Source organism: Chryseobacterium piscicola (assembly GCF_900156685.1).
Classification (GTDB): domain Bacteria; phylum Bacteroidota; class Bacteroidia; order Flavobacteriales; family Weeksellaceae; genus Chryseobacterium; species Chryseobacterium piscicola.
This window is the reverse complement of the sequence record NZ_FTOJ01000005.1, coordinates 100,316-121,083: the sequence shown is the minus strand read 5'-3', so window position 1 is coordinate 121,083 and position 20,768 is coordinate 100,316. Positions and strand designations below refer to the sequence as shown.

The following is a 20,768-nucleotide window of genomic DNA, read 5'->3' as shown; positions in this document are numbered from 1 at the left end:
AAAGCAAACAGGCTAGGCTTTTGCTAAAAAACTTTCGTAAGACGATAGCACGGAAACTGTGCCGTCTGACAGGATTTTTTCTAAATTTAGAAATTCTATTTGATTAACGAATGCCGAATCAAAATCTTTTTGTACCCTCACATAATTTTCTGTGAAGCCGTACATTTTTCCGTCTTTATTTTCGTGTTCCCAAAGTACGGGAAGTGTCTGCCCAAGCTGAGTTTGGTAGAATGCCATTTTCTTTTTTTCTGAAAGAATTCTCAGCATTTTATTGCGTCTTTTTCTTTCAGGAATTGGCACTGCGCCTTCCATCTCTGCGGCTTCGGTATTTTCTCTTTCAGAATAGGTGAAAACGTGCAGATAACTTATAGGAAGCTCATTCAGAAAATTATACGTTTCCATGAATAATTCTTCAGTCTCTCCCGGAAAACCAACGATTACATCTACACCAATGGCTGCATGAGGCATTACCTCACGTATTTTATTGACTCTGTTGTGGTATAATTTCGTAAGATAACGACGTTTCATTTTTTTCAATAAAACATCACTTCCAGATTGTAAAGGAATATGGAAATGCGGAACAAAACTTTTGCTTTTAGAAACCAATTCTATACTTTCATCTTTCAGAAGATTCGGTTCAATTGATGAAATCCGGATTCTCTCGATACCGTCAACCTCATCTAATTCTTTAATTAAATCTAAAAAAGTATGCTCATGTCTTTTGTTTCCAAATTCACCTTTTCCGTAGTCGCCTATGTTTACACCTGTAAGAACAATTTCTTTAATGTCTCTGGATGCTATTTCTTTAGCATTTTTCAAAACATTTTCTATGGTATCTGATCGAGAAATCCCTCTGGCTAAAGGAATTGTGCAGTAGGTACATTTGTAATCGCACCCATCCTGAACTTTAAGGAAAGCTCTTGTACGGTCGCCTATAGAGTAGCTGCCGATGAAAAAATCAGTTTCCTCTATTTCACAAGAATGTACAACACCTTCACTTTCAGATTTTTCCAAATCATCAAGATAACTAAGGATATTGAATTTTTCTTTAGCACCAAGAACCAAATCAACACCCGTTATTTGTGAAATTTCTTCCGGTTTTAATTGAGCATAGCAACCAACAATCACTACCAAACCTTGTGGATTGGCTTTCATTGCGCGTTTTACGTGAAGTTTACACTCTCGGTCTGCATTTTCTGTTACTGAGCAAGTATTAATCACATAAATATCTGCTTTATCATCAAAACTTACCTTATCATAACCTGCATCTGTCAATTGACGGGCAATAGTAGATGTTTCTGCAAAATTTAATTTGCAGCCTAGCGTATGAAATGCGGCTGTTCTGTGAAAGTGAGACATTTATTGTTCCTGAATTTTGTCGGTGCAAAGATAATCAATTTAATACGATAATTAAATTGATTCGGTCTATAGTTTTTAATCTTCTCGTAAATCTGTCCTGTTGGCAAAACAAACGGGAGAAGTATTTTGAATTTCTATTTTATCCCATTGCTGTAAATCTTTGATGCACTGCTCACGAATGTTCCAAATTTCGTCTAAATTAAATGGAATATTCTCGTCAACAATCCATTTCTCAAGAAAATATTTGTGAAATATAACTTTCACTTCAGCAATCTCACTGTATTCTATTTCCTTTTCAATCAATAATTTATGTTTAAATTGAGTGTAGTTTGAATTGGGGTTTGTAAAATCATAATATTCATCATCAATTTTGAGATAATTATGAGCTTCGGGAATATAATTTAGATTATATTTTTGTAGTGTATTTTTAATTTTGCTGGTGTATTTTGCATCCATTTTGAAGATGCCGAGAATTAACTTTACATCTTGTTGGTTATTTTCAAGCGCCAATTTTCTCAAAGTTGCGTGTTTTGTACTGCAAGTTCCGCCCAGATCATCAAAAATACTTTGAATATTACTTTTATCAGAATTCCTTTTATAAGGCAATTCTGAAACATACTTGCAGGCAACATAAAATTATGTGATATTTTTGCTAAGAAATTTTTCAGAAACAATACCTTTGTTTTTATTAATTGTAAAGTTTTTCATTCTATTTTATGTGAAATCAATATTTATTTCGGTATTAAAACCCTTATATTTATCAGTAGTAACAGAAAGTATTTCCAGATTATTAATTACGGCTTCTTGAATATTTTTGTTTCTTTTGAGTTTAAAAAACCAACCTTTTCGTAGATATATTTCATATTATTCATTTTTATGGTGACTGTAATTGAATTACCTTCTTTATTAAATTACTAAAAAAACTATTCATGAAAAAGTTGAGCTAATGATTTACTTGCAATAACTTTATAGTATTCAAAACGTTTTGTAAACAATTTTTCGTGAGTATTTGTTTACTATTTTTCTTAATTTAAAACCAATTTACCGATTTTAACGTATATAAACGTAAATTGCGCCTATGAATTGTAAGATCAGTCATTTTATGCAGGATTTAAATTCCTTAAATATTGAAAAACTTGAAAAATGGTTTACTGATGATACTGTAATTTGGATTCCGCCTGCTAAAGAAATTTCTGGTAAAAGCAGAATTTTAGCCTTGTTCAGAGCTATTTTCAGGCGTTATGAAAAAATTGAGTGGAATGTTTCTGAGATATTTAATTTGGGAAATAACAAATATTTTTACCAAACTAATTCTTCGGGTAATTTATCTGGAAAAGACCCTCACGAAAACGAAATCTGCACCATTATTCAATTCTCAGAATGTGGAAAAATATTGTATTTATCTGATTATTTTAAAGATACAAAAGTATTCAGCTAAAAAAAACCATCTCTTTAAAGATGGTTTTCTTATATCATTTAGATTATTATGTACATGCGCAATTTGACATAATTCTTGATTTAACGCCAAGGCAAACAAAGAGTTATACATTTTGATTGTTTTTAACTTATAAAAAGGGCGTTAAGTTAACAAAGAAACACAAAGTACTTTCAATTATCATAAATTACAGGCAATTCTTAAAATTATCAATCCCTATTCTTAACCAAAATCCATCCGGAGTAGTTTACTGGTGTATTATTTCGTTTAGGCTCAGTCCATGTAATTGAGAACCAATAGTTTCCTGTCCCTATTTTTTTATTCCCTGAAGTTCCGTCCCATCTGTAATCGTTGAATTTATTTGCTTCAAACATTTTGTTTCCGTATCTATTATAAACAGTAAATACAAGATTAGCTTTATTTGCCAAAGCAGAATAATCTATATAATCATTGTAGCCATCTCCGTTTGGCGTTATTGCATTCACGATATTAGGAACTGTGATTTCAATATCTACTTCGTGACATTGGTTGGCATCTTTTACATAAACCATGTGTTCACCTCTTTTAACTTTGGTAAAAACATTAGAATCTTGCCAGTTAATATTGTCCATAGAATATTTGTAAGGCGCTTTTCCACCACTCACATTTACAACAACTTTTGCAAAAGAAATATCAACGCTTGAAATAATGGGTTGGGTATACGGTAAAACATTAACCTTCTGTATTGCAAAACAATTACCGGTCTGAAGCTTTACCCAATAACTTCCTACAGGCAATCCGGAAACCACTTGAGTTGTTGCTCCCGTACTCCATTCATAAGATGCAAAGCCTGGTCCGGCATCAAGGGTAGCACGGTCATCGATACATATTGTCTTATCCTTCAAAATGGTAGAATACACCTGCGAAACTATTTTCAAAGTAATTTTTACAATAGTATAACAGCCAGCAAGATCCGCCACTTTCACATAAACTACACCAGGTGCAGAAACGTATGCATTAGAGGGAGAAATTGGGTTTGTTCCCGCTTGTGCAGCTGCCATTGTTGAATAATATGTTTTTACAGCTGCGGGCTGTGTAGTAACATTTGCTAAATCAAGATTAAAAGTTGCCACATTTGGATTCGTAGGATTAGCACAAACTTCCAAATTCCCATCGTATGCAGAAATTGACCCTAGTTTAAATTTAAATTTCCCTGTTTCCCTACAATAATTAATAGGATTTGTGGGATTTGTAGGGTCTTGATAATGTACACTATAATAATATACCGTTGATGTATTTACTGTGATTTGAGTAGTAATGGGATTGGCTCCTGAAATCGCATCATTTTGAGTATAATGGTAAGAAACTACAAAATTACTGTTGCCATTTAAAATTCCTGGTGTTAAAACATTAAAATTGAAAACTGCAGGATTTATACAAATTAAAACCTCTTTAGGATCTGAAGGATTGGCAGCCGGAGAACCTGGTGGAACAAGAGGAAACTGAAGTATAGCGGGATCGGTAAACGGTGAGGCCAATGTAGCAGTACCGCCCCATGTAAGAGTAAACGGTGAAACATTGGTACTTGCCCCTCCCTGAAAATTATCTAAGTATAAAAAGTAGGTTTCGCCTGCAACAACATCCATATACTTACAATATGGCGTACTAGAACCTCCTGCTGCACTGGTTATTGTGCTCGTCATATCCAAACCAGTATCGGGATTTACACCAATCACTGTAGCAGCGTTACAGCGTATGGGAAAACCAAGACTTCCGCAAGAAGTATTGGGTCCGTATACAGCCCAGTCATAGTCTACAGTTGGATCCGACGGATTGATCACAAAAGTAAGAGTTCCGCTGGTGGCAATCTTAAATTTATACCAGATAGAATTATGTTCCCCTGTACTGAGACAATCTCCTAAACTCTCGTTTGTATTTCCTATACCTGTAGGGCTGTATGTAATAGTAGAATTTCCGCAGACACCTAATGCCGAGACGCAATCTCCTTGAGAAAAATAAAAATTTGAAATTATGATCAATAAAAACAGTAGCGTTTTTTTCATGGCATTCCTTATTTATTTCATCAAAATTAAACAAATATTTAAATCATCACAACAAAGAGAATCAAAACTTAAACAAAATCTGTTAATTTCCTGTAAATTATTATTTTTTTAAAGAGGAATCAAGTTTTTATACTTGTTATATTTCCGCAAAGGTTTTCGAGATGGAAAATTTTGTGGAACGGGCTTTTCACTTCAGCAAGATGCTCTTTATTTTGAATAAAAGTGTATCTGGACGCAAGGGAATTCATATCTGAAACAATTACCAGCCAACATTCATCTACAGAATTATCATAGTAAGGGAATTTTTCATTTTTCTTTTCAATCAATTCTAAAATTTTTTCCGAGCCGAGCTCATCAAAAAGATTCAATGTGAATTCATGGGTAATAAAAACGTTTCTGCGGTGTACAGATTTTCTAATATTCTTAACATAACCAAAAGGCTTATTCCTTCGAATACTTTTATAAATATCCAAAATTATTTCCTGCTGAAACTCGGGACTATCCAGTTTAAAATTCTGGTTAAATTCCAAAAAATAAACACCACGATATTTTGAAGCATCTTCTTTTTCTAACAGTATTTCTGCCTGCCGAAAAATCTTATTTAAGCAGCTTTCTACTTTCTTCATTTCAAGATGATTGATCACTTCGGTTAGTTCTATTCCTATTTTTTTTCCGTGTAATTTTGCTATAAAATCTGGGCTTTCACAGATAAAGTTTTCAAATTTTACCTCAGGAAAATGATGCATAAAAGAATTCAGCAACAAAATCTCGGTTTTCTTTTTATATTTCTCACGATCGTGCAAGGCAGACGCGTCAATACTACGATGGTACTTTTCTATAGGCTTCTTTTTTAGATGTCTATTGAGGTGGTAAAGATTGAGATTTTTCACAAGATCTTCATCGGAAAAAGTCTTTTTCATGAGTTTGAATTTTAGCAGAATTACAAAATTGCCCCAAGAACAAACATTTTGATTATCAAAATTTTACAAGCTAAATCTAGTGAATTTTTCTTATGAATTGATTTTATATTTCTAAATTATTGATTATTTAACAATCGATTTATTTTGATTATAATTACATTTGTTCTTTTCAAAATAATATACTACACAATAATGGATTTTAAAAACTTTAAAATACCTTACGCTGTCAACCAGCAATACACAAAAAAAATCGCCTATTTCTCAATGGAATTTGCTATTGAGCAAGTTCTAAAAATATATTCCGGAGGTCTTGGATTTTTGGCAGGCTCACACATGAGAAGCGCTTACAATCTAAAACAAGATGTTGTAGGAATTGGTATTCTCTGGAAATTCGGCTATTACGACCAAGCAAGAAATCATGACCAAACACTTCAGCCTACCTGGACGAAAAAAATGTACAGTTTTCTAGAAGACACGGGTATTAAATTTCAAATTGAAATTCACAGTGCACCGGTTTGGGTAAAGGTTTTTTACCTCAATCCAGAGACTTTCAATACAGCACCATTATTTTTACTTTCCACTGACGTCCCGGAGAATGATCATATTTCCAAAACCATCTGTCACAAACTTTACGATGCCAACGAATCTACAAAATTAGCTCAGTATATTCTTCTAGGAAAAGGTGGCGCAAGGCTTTTAGAAGAAATGAATATTGACCGCGACATTTACCATCTAAACGAAGCTCATGGCTTGCCGGCTGCTTTCCATTTGCTGAAAAAATTTAATGGAGATATCAACAAAGTAAAAGAAAAACTGGTTTTCACAACCCACACGCCAGAAGAAGCGGGAAATGAAAAACACAACAGAAGACTTTGCTACGAAATGTCTTATTTTTCAGGTTTAAGCTTAGAAGAAGTAAGTAAAATTGAAGGTTCTGAAGAGGAAAGATTTAATCATTCTTTATGCGCATTGAAAATGGCGAAAATTGCCAATGGAGTTTCTAAACTTCATGGCGAAGTATCTCGTGAGATGTGGAGTAAATATGAAGGCATTTGCGAAATAAAATCGATTACCAACGCGCAGGAATTCAAATATTGGGGAGACAAACCTTTATATAACGCAAAGGATGAAAATAATCAACCCATGTTTGATTACCGAAAAAAACTATTAAAAAAGAGACTTTTCAAAATTGTAGCAGACCAAACCGGAAATCTTTTTGATCCTAATATCTTTACAATCGTATGGGCAAGAAGATTTGCAGGGTACAAAAGAGCAGATTTACTTCTGCATGATAAATCAAGGTTTTACTCTCTTTTGAATCATGCAAAATATCCTATCCAGATGATTTGGGCAGGAAAACCATACCCTATGGATTATTCTGCAATTTCTACGTTTAATTCTTTGGTAGAAGAAAGTAAAAATCATAAAAACATAGCAGTGTTAACGGGCTATGAACTCGCTTTAAGTAAATCATTGAAACAAGGCTCAGATTTATGGCTAAATAACCCTCGTGTACCGAGAGAAGCTTCAGGAACTTCTGGTATGACGGCGGCTATGAACGGAAGTGTAAATTTATCTACTGACGATGGCTGGATTCCTGAATTTGCAAAACACGGAGAAAATTCTTTCGTAGTTCCTAAAGCGGACTATGCCAATATGAGCATTTACGAACAAGATAATTATGATTTGAACAAACTCTACGAAATTCTTGAAAAAGAAATCCTCCCAACCTATTACGACAATCCTGATAAATGGAGAAAAATACAATACAACGCCATGAACGATGTAAAAGATCAGTTTAATTCTGACCGAATGGCTGATGAATATTACAAAATGTTGTACAACAATTAGACTGAGAATAAGGTTTGAAGCTCGACTTGTTTAAAAAAAAATCAGCCCAGATGTTTTGTCCCGGCTGATTTTTTTTATATTTTTTTGTATTTATTACTGAACTTTTGGTTTTGAAACCGCAATTTCATAAACGTTGGCATGTTTCAGATATTTTGACCGTTCTCTAGATGTTACCGATTCTAAGTGATCATTTTTAATAACAATGATTGGATCTTCAGAGTTCTCAATTTCAAAATTGGCAAAATACCGCTCTTCAGGGCTGGTTTTATCCTGGCTTGCTTTTATTTTCTGAAGTTCTTCTGCATATTGTTTAAAACCCGGATCTGATGAATGAATAAATTTATATTCTGGTCCTGCATCTACAAAATAATGTAGTTTTTTCTCAATTAAATTGGCTTCTGTAGTTGGTACAGGATTGTCATTTCCATCTTTAAAAGCCACTTCAACTAATGCTCCTTCATTTTCTTTTGCATAAAGCTCTGCTGCATTGAAATCTGCAAAACCTGTATATACAATCTCATTCGTTAGTTCGTAACGGTTGAGTTTTTTTTCGTTATTCGTTTCCATAATTATATATTTAATGAAATGTTTAATCCAATTTTTTTGCCAAAACGAAGTTTTAAGATTCATTATCAAAGATTTTATTAAAATTGTTATATTTGGAAACCCTTTATTTTAAAAATGAAAAAACTTATACTTACCCTCAGCATTGCTGCTATCTTCCAAAGCTTCAATGCTCAGGAAATTACTTTAGATAAAATATATTCTGGTTATTACCGTGGAAAAGGCATTGCCGGAATTACCTCAATGAAGAATGGTGAAAATCACTTAGTCATTGAGCAAGGCGGAATTGCAAAATATTCTTACAAAACATCTCAGAAAGAAGGAAATTTAGTAGACGGAAGCTTCGAAAGTTATGAATTTTCTGATGATGAATCAAAAATTCTTCTTTTAAAGGAAAGCCAGCCTATTTATAGACATTCTTTTTTAGGAAAATACGATATAAAAGATTTCAAAACAGGCAAAATAGTAAGTTTAAATGAAGGAAAAGCAGTTCAGGAGCCAAGATTTTCGCCTGATGCTTCTAAAATTTCATTTATAGTAGACAACAATTTATTCTATCAAGATTTAAACTCAGGAAAAATAACTCAAATTACGCAGCATGGAGTTAAAAATAAAGTTCTGAATGGTTTGGCAGATTGGGTATACGAAGAAGAATTCGGGCATGCGAGATTGTACGAATGGACAAAAAATTCGGCAGATATACTATTCGTGAAATTAGTTGAAACAGATGTTCCGGAAATCTATATTCCAATGTACGAGAAATCGCTGTATCCTACAGAAATGCGCTATAAATATCCCAAAGCAGGAGAAAAAAACTCAATTGCAACAGCGCATATTTACCAATTATCAGACGGAAAAAAGACAAAAGTAAATCTAGATCAATTTAAAAATTACTATATTCCAAACGTAATTCAAACTTCAAATCCGGACGAAATTGTATTGATTACTTCACAAAGAACTCAAAATGCATCAGATGTTTTAAAAGTAAATACAAAAACAGGACAGGCAACAAAACTCTTTACCGAGACTGATGATAAGTGGATTGATACAGACAATGTAACTCTAGAGTTTTTTGAAGACAACTCTTTCCTTTGGGCTTCAGAAAGAGACGGGTTCAGACATCTCTATTGGTATGAAAAAGATGGAAAACTCAAAAAACAAATCACAAAAGGAAATTGGGAAGTAACTGAATATTATGGTTTTAACCCGAAAACAAAAGAAGTATTTATTCAGACTACAGAAAAAGGAAGCATTAATAAAGTAGTTTCCAAAATTAATATTCTGAATGGAAAATCTCAGCTAATTTCTAATTCAGAAGGAAATAACACTGCTAATTTCAGCAAAAACTACAATTATTTTATTGAAACTTCTTCTACTGTTGCAAAACCTTACACTTTTGTATTGAAAGACGGTAACGGAAAGCAACTCAAAGAACTTCAAAACAACGAAGCTCAGCTTCAGAAACTTCAGCAGGATAATTTCTCAGTAAAAGAATTTATTACCATACCAAACGAAGCTGGAGATAAAATGAACGCATGGATTATAAAGCCGAAAAACTTTGATCCGAATAAGAAATATCCATTATTTATGTTCCAATATTCAGGGCCGGGATCTCAACAGGTTTCAAATTCTTGGGACAACGGAAATGCACTTTGGTTTGAAATGCTGGCTCAGAAAGGCTATGTCATTGCATGTGTAGATGGTCGTGGTACCGGATATAAAGGTGCAAAATTCAAAAAAGCAACGTATAAAAACTTAGGTAAATACGAAATTGAAGATCAGATTACTGCCGCAAAATGGTTTGGAAATCAATCGTACATCGACAAATCGAGAATCGGTATTTTCGGGTGGAGTTTCGGAGGTTACATGGCGAGTTTGGCTATGACGAAAGGCGCAGATGTTTTCAAAGCAGGAATTGCGGTTGCACCGGTAACAAACTGGAGATATTACGATTCTGTTTACACGGAAAGATTTTTACTGACTCCACAGGAAAATCCGGCTGGTTATGATGATAATTCTCCAACGACTTATGCAAATTTATTGAAAGGTAAATTTTTGCTAATCCACGGAACTGCTGATGACAACGTACATTTCCAAAATTCTATGGAATTTTCTGAAGCTTTGATTCAAAACAAAAAACAGTTTGAATTTATGGCTTATCCCGATAAAAACCACGGAATTTATGGTGGACAAACAAGACCTCAACTGTATCAGAAAATGACTGATTTTATTTTGGAGAATCTTTAATTTTAAGATTAAATTTAAACTATAAAAAATCCGAATCTCTGATATGAGATTCGGATTTTTATTTTCTTTCTTTCCAATTTTCCGGATTTCTGGAAGTATGGAAAACTGAAAATATCTTCAACATATTTTTATTTTCATCAAATTGATAATGAATTCCAAACGGAAATCTTTTTAGATACGCTATTCTGAAATTTCCATATCTGAATTCGCAAGAAAAAGGATTTTCAGAAATATGTTTTATAGTCTTCTTAAAATCTTTTAAAAATAACCAAATAAGTTTTTTATTAATTTCATTATACCAATCTGCTATTTCGCTTAAATCAAAATCAGCATTTTCGGAAATAACTATTTTAGCCTTTCTCATTTAATAATTTCTTCTCAAAATTTTCAATAAAATCGTCAAAATCTAAAAGTGATTCAGGATTATCCTCAGCATACTTTGCTCTTCTCAAAACTTCCTCTTTCTGCCAGTTTGGAATAAATGAATCCTCCTCAATGGTTATTGAGATAGGTTTCTTTTTGTAGGCAGCCTTAATACTTCTTATCAAGTCTTCACTAATTTCGTCTGCTGATGATAAATGAAATACTGTATTCATGTTTGCTTTATTTTACTCAAAGTTAATAAAATTCAATAATTATATTAAATATTTTATATTTGTGAAATTGTAAAAAATCTTATTCATGAAAACCAAACACCCAAAAGGCCTTCCCTATTTATTCTTCACAGAAATGTGGGAGCGTTTCGGCTATTATCTTATTCTCGGAATTTTTGTACTGTACATGATCGACAGCGAAAAAGGCGGATTAGCTTTTGATGATAAAAATGCCGATGATATTTTCGGAACTTTTATCGCCTTAACCTATTTGACGCCTTTCTTGGGTGGATTTTTAGCCGACAGAGTTTTAGGTTATATTAAAGCCATTTACATTGGAGGTTTTCTGATGGGATTGGGTTATCTCGGAGTTGGTTTCTTTAAAGAACTTCCTCTTTTTTACGCTTCGTTAGCTTTAATTATCATCGGAAATGGTTTTTTCAAGCCAAGTATTTCTACACTTTTAGGAAATTTATATAACGAAGAGCCTTACAAAGCCAATAAAGATGCCGGTTACAATATTTTCTATATGGGAATCAACATCGGAGCTTTTGTCTGCAACATTATTGCGGCATTCATGCGTAACAAATACGGATGGGGACCTGCTTTCATGACAGCTGGCGTTGGAATGTTTGTCGGACTTTTGGTTTTCACCATCGGAAGACGACATATTCTTCAGGCAAATATTTTAAAACCAGCACAGGAAGGAGACACAAAGATTTCTGACGTTTTGGTAAAGGTCTTTTTACCAGCCATTATTTTCGGACTGATTGGATGGTTTATTCCAAGTAATATTTTCGGAAGCGACAGTACAGATGCATTTATTTTTGCGTGTGTTCCTGTAATTTATTTCTACGTAATGCTTTATGTAAAAGCCAATGCGGAGGATAAAAAACCGATCGGCGCACTGTTGGCAATTTTTGCAGTAAGCTTAATGTTTTGGGCCGTTTTTAAGCAAAATGGAACAGCTTTAACCCGTTGGGCAAATTATTATACAGATAGAACAGTTCCTGCTCCGTTGGAAAAACCTTTGGAAGCCATTTACTTAGTTGACAAAAAGGATTATCAGAATAAAGAAGTTTCTGTGTACGACGATCAATATCAGGTAAAAAAAGATAAAGATGGAAATGCTTTAAAAGAGCAAGGAAAAGATATTTATTTTAGAAATATTTCAGATTTAGATCGTAAAAGCATGGGCGGAAATCCACCATCTACAGTCAGCCTTTACAACACAGAATTATTTCAATCTATCAATCCTGGTTGGGTAATTTTACTGACGCCTGTAGTTGTAGCGTTTTTCATGATGCTTCGAAGAAAAGGAAAAGAACCAAGTACACCTTCAAAAATCGTTATTGGGTTATTTATTTCAGCACTATCATGTTTGGTGATGGTTGGGGCAGTTTATGCCGGACAAAACGGTTGGGTAAAAGTATCTGCTTTATGGCTAGTTGCGGCGTATGGAGTCATTACTGTTGGTGAACTTTGTCTTTCTCCGATGGGATTATCTTTAGTTTCAAAACTTTCTCCACCGAGATTAACTGCATTAATGATGGGTGGTTTTTTCCTATCAACATCAATTGGAAATAAACTTTCAGGTGTTTTAGCTAGTTTTTGGTATGATTACGATAACAAAGCCAATTTCTTTATCGTGAATTTTGGATTATTACTTTTAGCAACACTTTTAGGGTTATCAATTTTAAAAAGATTAAATAAAATAATGAAAGAAAAAGGAGTTAATTAATTTCTTTTATCATTCAACATAACTAAAGCTGTAGATTCTTCTGCAGTTTTTTTTGTTTAAAATAAAAATTAAAACTTGCCAAAAACCCAAAAAAAACTATATTTGTGGGTCTTAACAAAAAATTAACAATTAAATATATGGATACAGCAGTTCAGTCGAAGACTAAACACCCTAAAGGATTATGGGTTCTATTCGGAACAGAGATGTGGGAGCGTTTCAACTTTTATGGGATGAGAGCGTTGTTAACGCTTTTTATGGTAAACTCTCTACTCATGAAGGAAGGAGATGTCACCATCATTTACGGTGGATTTTTGGCACTTTGTTACCTTACACCAATGCTGGGAGGTTTTATTTCAGACCGTTTTCTGGGAAATAGATATTGTATCATTGTTGGTGGAACATTAATGGCAATTGGCCAGTTTTTAATGTTTATGAGTGCTTCTACTTTCGGAGCCAATTTAGGATCTGCACAAATGATGATGTGGATTGCTTTAGGAATAATCATCTTCGGAAACGGATTCTTTAAACCGAATATTTCGTCAATGGTTGGAAGCCTTTATCCAAAGCAAGAAAAATCAAAATTAGACTCTGCATTTACCATTTTCTACATGGGAATTAATATGGGCGCTTTCTTAGGACAGCTTATCTGCCCAATTTTAGGTGATGTAAAAGACGCTTCAGGTATCAGAGATATCCATGCATTCAAATGGGGATTTTTAGCAGCATCTATCGCAATGATTTTAGGAACTTTAACTTTTATTTTCCTGAAAAACAAATATGTAGTAACACCTGAAGGCAGACCAATCGGTGGATTGCCAAGTGAAAATACAGCCGAAGATTTTGAAGAAGGTGAAGCTCAAACTGCTAAATTCTCTAGTCTTTCTATCGGTATTGCAACAGCTGTTTTTATTGCAGCATTCTTCGGATTCCAATATTTGTTTGTAGATAAAATAGGTTTCGCTTCTGTAGGAATGGGAGAATTTGTAAAGGCCGTAATCTATCCTTTCATTTACTCAATGGGACTGGCTTTGGCTTACTTAATCATGTCTGCAGCAGAAAATAAAGTAGAGAGAGATAGAATTTGGGTAATCTACATTGTATCCTTCTTTATTATTTTCTTTTGGGCAGCATTTGAACAAGCAGGATCATCTTTAACTTTTATTGCAGACAATCAAACTGACAGACACATTTTCGGATGGAATATGCCACCGTCAATGGTTCAGATTTTTAACGGATTGTTTATTGTTGTTTTGGCGGTTCCTTTCAGTATGCTTTGGGACAAGCTGAGAGCAGCTAAGAAAGAACCGGTTTCTCCTCTAAAGCAGGCAATCGGTTTAGGATTAATTGCATTAAGTTATTTAATTATCGCTTATAACGTAAAAGATTTAGGAAACTCTGGTCTTTTGGCAGTTAAATGGTTAATTTTACTTTATTTAATACAGACAATGGGTGAACTTTGTTTATCTCCAATTGGTTTGTCTTTAGTAGGAAAATTGGCACCAAAACGTTTTGCCTCACTTCTTTTTGGAGTATTTTTTATTGCAAACGCAGCAGGATACGCACTTTCCGGTACATTAGGTTCAATTTTACCAGCTACAGGAGACAAGTTTTTAGCAGCTAAAGAGCAAAATATTAATTTAGAAAAAGTATTAGACAAAACTTACAAACCCACTTCTAAGGAATTGTTTTTGTTGGCACAATCAAACCTTGCAGACGTAGATTTCGGTAATGATGATGTTTTGAAAAAAGACATTCAGAATTTGTTTAAGGAAAATAAAGAAATCATTGCTGCACAAAGAACTGCACACGAAAACAAACTGAAAGAACTACAGAAAACAAATAAAGATGCAAAGCTTGATTTCACAATGGATTTAAATCAGATTAAATATCCTACTGAAGCGCAGCTAGCAAAAATTGGAGATGGCAATACGGTAAAAGCAGAATACAAAACTTTTTCCGGATTTGAAATCCGTAATTTATTTGAATTCTTTATGGTATTTGTGATTTTATGTGGAATTGCAGGAGCTATTTTAGCATTGATCTCACCAATTTTAAAGAAAATGATGCACGGTGTAAACTAAATTCGTGTAAACAAAATATTTATACAAAACCTCTGATTTTTCAGAGGTTTTTTTTTACATTCGTATCATGGAAATTTCCGAAGATTCTTTATTTCAATCTGTAAAAGAAATCATTTCTCAAGCACGTGAACGTGTTTTTCGCGTTGCAAATTCTGCGTTATTGCTTACCTATTGGCAAATTGGGCAATTGATTGTAGAAGACGAGCAACAAGGAAAAGATCGCGCAGAATATGGAAAATTTGTTCTGAAAAATCTCTCAAAAAAATTAACGCTAGAATTCGGAAAAGGTTTCGATGAAAGCAATCTCAGAAACATGAGATCCTTTTTTCATTCATTTCCAATTCGTGACGCAGTGCGTCACGAATTAAGCTGGACTCATTACCGCTTACTTTTAAGACAAGAAAATGAGCAGAAAAAAAACTACTATCTTAACGAATCAATTCAAAACAACTGGAGTTCAAGAGATTTAAAAAGACAAATCAATTCTTTAGCCTACGAAAGAGTTCTTCAACACAAAAAATCGCCGGTTGAAAATATTCACAGTATTTTGAAAGATCCATATATTTTTGAATTTTTTGGTTTGAAACCAGATGAAAAAATATCAGAAAGAGAAATAGAGAGCGGAATTATCGACCATATCCAAAAATTTTTATTAGAATTCGGGAAAGGTTTTGCTTTCGTAGCAAGGCAACAGCACATTTCTACCGACACTTCAGATTTTTACATTGACCTTGTTTTTTACAATTATATTTTAAAATGTTTTGTGATTATTGATCTTAAAACAGGCGAACTTTCGCATCAAGATATCGGACAAATTGATATGTACGTGAGAATGTATGACGATTTGAAACGCAGCGAAGGTGATAACCCAACCATCGGAATTCTCTTGTGTTCGGAAAAAGATGAAACCATTGTAAAATATTCTGTTCTGAATGACAAAAACAATCTTTTCGCAAGCAAATATTTATTGTATCTTCCGAAAGAAGAAGAGCTAAAACAAATCATCGAACAAGACAGAACGCGCTTCGAGCTTGATCAGGAAGATGAAAAATCGCAATCTTAATATATTTCAAAATTACATATTACCCATTACTTATGAATCTAACGCTAGACGAGATACAGAATTTTAAAGGAAAATATCCAAAGCAAATCTGGTCACTTTTCTTTTCCGAAATGTGGGAACGTTTCTGCTTCTACGGAATGCGCGGAATGCTGGTTTTCTTTATGATTTCACAGCTCAATTTCCACGAAAAAGAAGCCAACCTCCAATATGGTGCTACTCAGGCTTTTGTTTACGCTTTCACTTTTGTTGGTGGACTTTTCGCAGATAAAATTTTAGGTTTCAGAAAATCACTTTTCTGGGGCGGACTCTTGATGATTGTTGGAAGTTTAATTTTAGCCACAGATCCGCATCAATTTTTCTTTCTAGGAATTGCTTTTACGGTTGTAGGAACTGGTTTTTTCAAACCCAATATTTCCTCGATGGTTGGCCAACTTTACAAACCAAACGACTCAAGAGCCGACGCAGGTTTTTCACTTTTTTATGCCGGAATTAATCTTGGAGCATTATTAGGTGGGTATTTATGTATTGCAATAGGAAAAGGTGAGCTATTCGAAAGTATTATTTCAAAAAGTATGAGATGGAATGTTGCTTTCGGTTTGGCTGCAATTGTAATGGTGATTAGTTTAATTAATTTTGTTTTTACTCAAAAAAGCTTAGGAACAATCGGGCTTCAGCCAGGACATCCTGACAACGAAGTCAAATCTTCACCTATGCCAAAGTACAAAGAGTATGGAGTGTATATTTTATCATTACTATTTATTCCGATTATCATGAAAATGGTTTCAGTTCCAGAATACACAGATTACTTTATGTGGACCGTTGGACCTTTAACAATCTTCTATTTATTCTACGAATTTTCAAGAATTAATGATGATAAATATAAAAATCCATATAGTTTAAAAGGTAGATTATCACGTGAAAAATATATACTTAACTATTTATTATTTTCAATAATTTATTTATCCATCATATTTTACAGTTATTATAAATTAAATTGGTTGTACTGCCTACCATTAATTCCGCTTTCATGGTTCTATATTGTTTTTCAAACTAAAAGATGCCACGACATAAATCTTAGCGGATGGTATCAACTAATTCCTTTTTACGGAATCTATTTACTCTTTAAAAAAGGAAATAGTGCCGAAAATAACTATGGAATATCAGAAATTAATACCGAAAAAACGTTGAACCCCAATATAAAAAAACTATATGCAGCTTTAGTTTTCATCTTGTTTTCAATATTGTTTTGGGGAATCTATGAGCAAAGTGGCGGCTCATTAAGTATTTTCGCTGCAAAAAATTTAAATAAAGATCTTTTAGGATTAGACCCGAATGGTGTTAATAATTCCGGAGGCGCATTCTTTATTATTTTCCTCGCTCCTCTGATTGGTTTGTTGTGGATCTGGATGAGCAAAAGAAAAATAGAGCCCAATACGATTATCAAATTCGGACTCGGATTTATCTTTTTAGGATTAGGATATTATGTACTTTTTGCAACCAAATTCTTTGCAGATTTACGAGGAATTACCTCATTGAATTTCTTTACAATTGCTTTATTGGTTATCACTTTGGGAGAACTTTGCTTATCTCCTATAGGGCTCTCAATTATGACTAAGCTTTCCACCAAAAATCTTCAGGGAATGATGATGGGACTGTGGTTTCTCGCCTCCGCCTACGGGCAATACGTAGCAGGAATCATCGGCGCGGGGCTAGCAACTGCCAAAGAAGGCTCTACCAATTACGATGCATTAATTACATATACAGAAGGTTACAAACAATTAGCATTGTATGCCGTGATTGCCGGTGTGGTATTAATTTTGATATCACCTTTAGTTAAAAAATTGATGCAGGAAGTTAAATAGAACAATAGATACCTGTACAAATACCATATCATGAAAAAAATATCCATCCTAGTTTTTCTTTTTTTTATCAGTTTCAATTTTGCACAGGTAAAATGGATGACAATTGAAGAAGCTCTTGAAGCTCAGAAAACTGAACCTAAAAAAATACTCATCGACTTCTACGCAGATTGGTGCGGACCATGCAAAATCATGGACAAAAAAACGTATGGAAATGCCGTGATTTACGATATTCTGAATTCAAATTACTATCCTGTAAAGTTTAATGCAGAATACAAAAAAACAATAGAGGTTTTTGGTAGAAAATTTTCAAATGAGAACATTTCTCACAAAAGAGGAAAAAATTCTCTTCATGAATTCACAGAGTTTATGAACGTTAATGCAGTTCCCACAACTGCTTTGCTAGATGAAACAGGTCGCCCCATTACCATGTTGCAAGGCGAATTAACTGCAAAAGAGCTAGAGCCTTATTTGGTTTTTATTTCAAACGATTTACATAAAAAATTTAAGTCTCAGGGAGAATGGGAAGATTATCAGAAGAAATTTAAGTCTAAAATAAAAGAGTAGCTGGCTTTTAGCAAATGGCTGTTTGCTTTTAGCTATAAATTACCACGAATGCATGAATTAGATTTATTGTAACATTTTTTTAGAAATATTTAAGTATTCCTGGCAAATAAATCTTCTGAATTAATAAGAAAAACCCACTCTATCAGCTTCATCTGCGAGAGACATAAAACAATCAAGGCTTTCAAAATCGAAAGCTTTTTTTATTTCTAAAATTTTCCCGAAATTCGCATCTTATTTTCCCATTGACTTTAGAAACTTCCATAGAATTCATAAAAGGAATCGGTTCCGAACGTGCCAAGCTCATCAAAAATGTGTTGGGAATTTCTATTGTGGAAGATTTCCTGAACTTCTACCCTATCAGATATTTAGACAAAAGCAAAATATTTACGGTTTCAATGCTTCAGGAAAGCAATATTGAAGTTCAGTTGAAGGGTAAAATCACTGCTCTTCAAGAAATTCAGACGGGAAAAATAAAAAGACTTTCGGCAAAATTTAATGATCACACCGGATCGATGGATCTGGTTTGGTTTCAGTATTCCAAATGGCTCAAAGAACAAATTCCTTTGAATAAAGAAGTTTTTATTTTTGGTAAAATCAATGCATTCAACAGTCAATTTTCGATGCCTCATCCGGAAATAGAAGCCGAAGAAAACAAGGAAGCCGAAACGAGATTAAAACCCATTTATCCAAGCTCAGAAAAACTCAGCAAGCGTGGTTTAACTCAGAAATTCTTCCAGAATGTTTTAAAAAACATTTGCAAAGAAATCCCCAATCTCATTCAGGAAAATCTTCCGGAGTATATGATTCGTCATTATCAGTTTTTGTCTAGACAGCATACATTTCTCAACATCCACTTTCCAAAAAACCAGCAGTATTTTGAAAAGGCAGATTATCGTTTAAAATTTGAAGAATCTTTCTTTTTTCAGTTAGGTTTTGGCTTAAAAAAGGCTCATCACAAAGCAAAATCACAAGGGAACTCCTTCCCCATCGTGGGCGATTATTTCACTAATTTTTACGAAAACCACCTTCCTTTTGAACTCACGAATGCACAAAAAAGAGTTTTAAAGGAAATTAGATTGGATATGAAAAAGCCTATCCAAATGAACAGACTTTTGCAAGGCGATGTGGGTTCTGGAAAAACAATGGTTGCTTTACTTACAATGTTGATTGCTCTAGATAACGGTTTCCAAAGCTGTCTGATGGCTCCTACTGAAATTCTCGCTCAGCAACATTATGCTGGCATCAAAGATTTACTGAAAGACACTGAAATTAAAGTCAATATTCTCACCGGTTCTGTGAAAGCTTCTGCAAGAAAAATCATTCATGAAGAGCTAGAAAACGGCGAGCTTTCAATTTTAATAGGAACTCACGCTGTTTTGGAAGATAAAGTAAAGTTCAAAAACCTCGGCCTTGCTATTATCGACGAGCAACATAGATTTGGAGTAGCGCAAAGAGCAAAACTTTGGGCAAAAAATAGAATTCCCCCACACATTTTGGTTATGACGGCAACACCGATCCCGAGGACTTTGGCAATGAGCTTTTATTCTGATTTGGATGTTTCTGTGATTGATGAAATGCCGGTTGGTAGAAAACCGATTATAACGGCTCACAGAAGAGAAAAAGATCGTGCTTATGTTTACAATTTCTGTCATGAAGAAATTCGTAAAGGCAGGCAAATTTATTTCGTTTATCCGTTAATTGAAGAATCTGAAACGTTGGATTACAAAAACCTAATGGAAGGCCTGGAAAGTGTGATGGATAATTTCTCCAATTACAACGTCACAATGCTTCACGGGAAAATGAAAGCAGACGAAAAAGATGCTGCCATGAATTATTTCGCATCAGGAAAATCTCAGATTATGGTTGCAACAACGGTAATTGAAGTAGGCGTAAACGTTCCAAATGCTTCTGTGATGGTCATTGAAAGTTCAGAAAGATTTGGCTTATCTCAGCTTCATCAGTTGCGCGGGCGTGTAGGAAGAGGTGGCGAGCAGAGTTATTGTATCCTAATGACTTCGGATAAGTTAACAGCTGATAGCCGAACGAGAATTAAAACCATGACGGAAACCAATGATGGTTTCAAAATTTCGGAAGTAGATATGCAACTGCGTGGACCCGGCGATATTTTGGGAACACAACAAAGTGGTGTTGTTGACTTTAAAAGACTGGATTTGGTGAATGACTCCGCGATTATTAAAAACACCAAAAGTCTGGTTGAAAAAATTCTGGAAACCGACCCTTTGCTGGCGAAAACTGAGCATCAGATTATAAAAAATTACTATCTGCAGTATTATAAAGGGAAAAATAAGTGGAGTAAGATTTCGTAAATTTAATTTCATCACAACAATAGCACATAGAATTACACTAATCATCACTAAAGATGAAATAAATACACTTTTTATTGATGTTCCTCACTTTTATGAAGAGAATTTTTTAATTATCCCGA

General features: G+C 34.0%; 16 protein-coding genes. 9 read left to right on the top strand and 7 right to left on the bottom strand.

What is annotated here, in order from left to right; genetic code table 11:
• Positions 1–12: 12 nt before the first annotated feature.
• Both mtaB and BW939_RS09345 read right to left on the bottom strand, forming a co-directional pair.
• The gene (mtaB, locus tag BW939_RS09350) at positions 13–1,359 is read right to left on the bottom strand and encodes a tRNA (N(6)-L-threonylcarbamoyladenosine(37)-C(2))-methylthiotransferase MtaB (protein WP_076451770.1); all 1,347 of its coding nucleotides are present in this window, start codon (positions 1,357–1,359) and stop codon (positions 13–15) included.
• 75 nt (positions 1,360–1,434) lie between these two features.
• A complete protein-coding gene (locus tag BW939_RS09345) occupies positions 1,435–1,965 on the bottom strand; it encodes a hypothetical protein (RefSeq protein WP_076451769.1) in 531 nt (176 codons plus the stop codon).
• A gap of 472 nt (positions 1,966–2,437) precedes the next feature.
• On the opposite strand from BW939_RS09345, the gene BW939_RS09340 reads away from it, so the two are divergent.
• Positions 2,438–2,797, top strand: coding sequence for a nuclear transport factor 2 family protein (locus BW939_RS09340; RefSeq protein WP_084566636.1), 360 nt, complete (start codon positions 2,438–2,440; stop codon positions 2,795–2,797).
• 206 nt (positions 2,798–3,003) lie between these two features.
• Here the strand turns inward: BW939_RS09340 and BW939_RS09335 are convergent, their stop codons facing one another.
• Positions 3,004–4,836, bottom strand: a complete 1,833-nt coding sequence (locus BW939_RS09335) for a T9SS type B sorting domain-containing protein (RefSeq protein ID WP_076451767.1) — start codon at positions 4,834–4,836, stop codon at positions 3,004–3,006.
• Between the two features lie 119 nt (positions 4,837–4,955).
• The gene (locus BW939_RS09330) at positions 4,956–5,756 is read right to left on the bottom strand and encodes a hypothetical protein (protein WP_076451766.1); all 801 of its coding nucleotides are present in this window, start codon (positions 5,754–5,756) and stop codon (positions 4,956–4,958) included.
• Between the two features lie 192 nt (positions 5,757–5,948).
• Here BW939_RS09330 and glgP point away from each other — a divergent pair, with 192 nt between their 5' ends.
• Entirely contained in the window at positions 5,949–7,607 is a 1,659-nt protein-coding gene (gene glgP / locus BW939_RS09325; protein ID WP_076451765.1) for an alpha-glucan family phosphorylase, read from the top strand.
• A 93-nt stretch (positions 7,608–7,700) separates the two neighbouring features.
• Here glgP and BW939_RS09320 read toward each other — a convergent pair whose 3' ends face one another.
• Positions 7,701–8,174, bottom strand: coding sequence for a hypothetical protein (locus BW939_RS09320; protein ID WP_076451894.1), 474 nt, complete (start codon positions 8,172–8,174; stop codon positions 7,701–7,703).
• A 114-nt stretch (positions 8,175–8,288) separates the two neighbouring features.
• Here BW939_RS09320 and BW939_RS09315 point away from each other — a divergent pair, with 114 nt between their 5' ends.
• Positions 8,289–10,418 carry a S9 family peptidase gene (locus BW939_RS09315; protein ID WP_076451764.1) on the top strand — a complete coding sequence of 710 codons (2,130 nt, stop codon included), beginning with the start codon at positions 8,289–8,291 and terminating at the stop codon, positions 10,416–10,418.
• Between the two features lie 58 nt (positions 10,419–10,476).
• Here BW939_RS09315 and BW939_RS09310 read toward each other — a convergent pair whose 3' ends face one another.
• Positions 10,477–10,782, bottom strand: coding sequence for a type II toxin-antitoxin system RelE/ParE family toxin (locus tag BW939_RS09310; RefSeq protein WP_076451763.1), 306 nt, complete (start codon positions 10,780–10,782; stop codon positions 10,477–10,479).
• Positions 10,769–11,014 carry a hypothetical protein gene (locus BW939_RS09305; RefSeq protein ID WP_076451762.1) on the bottom strand — a complete coding sequence of 82 codons (246 nt, stop codon included), beginning with the start codon at positions 11,012–11,014 and terminating at the stop codon, positions 10,769–10,771. Before BW939_RS09305 ends, BW939_RS09310 begins: the two co-directional genes overlap by 14 nt.
• Before the next feature lie 85 nt (positions 11,015–11,099).
• Between BW939_RS09305 and BW939_RS09300 the strand changes: the two genes are divergently transcribed.
• The 6 genes from BW939_RS09300 (at position 11,100) to recG (ending at position 20,649) form a co-directional block, all read left to right on the top strand.
• The gene (locus BW939_RS09300) at positions 11,100–12,752 is read left to right on the top strand and encodes a peptide MFS transporter (RefSeq protein ID WP_076451761.1); all 1,653 of its coding nucleotides are present in this window, start codon (positions 11,100–11,102) and stop codon (positions 12,750–12,752) included.
• 137 nt (positions 12,753–12,889) lie between these two features.
• Positions 12,890–14,833 (top strand): peptide MFS transporter, encoded by a 1,944-nt coding sequence (locus BW939_RS09295; RefSeq protein WP_076451760.1) that lies wholly within the window; start codon positions 12,890–12,892, stop codon positions 14,831–14,833.
• A 67-nt stretch (positions 14,834–14,900) separates the two neighbouring features.
• Positions 14,901–15,896, top strand: a complete 996-nt coding sequence (locus BW939_RS09290; protein ID WP_076451759.1) for a PDDEXK nuclease domain-containing protein — start codon at positions 14,901–14,903, stop codon at positions 15,894–15,896.
• Between the two features lie 32 nt (positions 15,897–15,928).
• Positions 15,929–17,758, top strand: coding sequence for an oligopeptide:H+ symporter (locus tag BW939_RS09285; protein ID WP_076451758.1), 1,830 nt, complete (start codon positions 15,929–15,931; stop codon positions 17,756–17,758).
• Positions 17,759–17,788: 30 nt separating this feature from the next.
• Positions 17,789–18,322, top strand: a complete 534-nt coding sequence (locus BW939_RS09280; protein WP_076451757.1) for a thioredoxin family protein — start codon at positions 17,789–17,791, stop codon at positions 18,320–18,322.
• A gap of 242 nt (positions 18,323–18,564) precedes the next feature.
• The gene (gene recG, locus BW939_RS09275; protein ID WP_076451756.1) at positions 18,565–20,649 is read left to right on the top strand and encodes an ATP-dependent DNA helicase RecG; all 2,085 of its coding nucleotides are present in this window, start codon (positions 18,565–18,567) and stop codon (positions 20,647–20,649) included.
• Positions 20,650–20,768 lie beyond the last annotated feature (119 nt).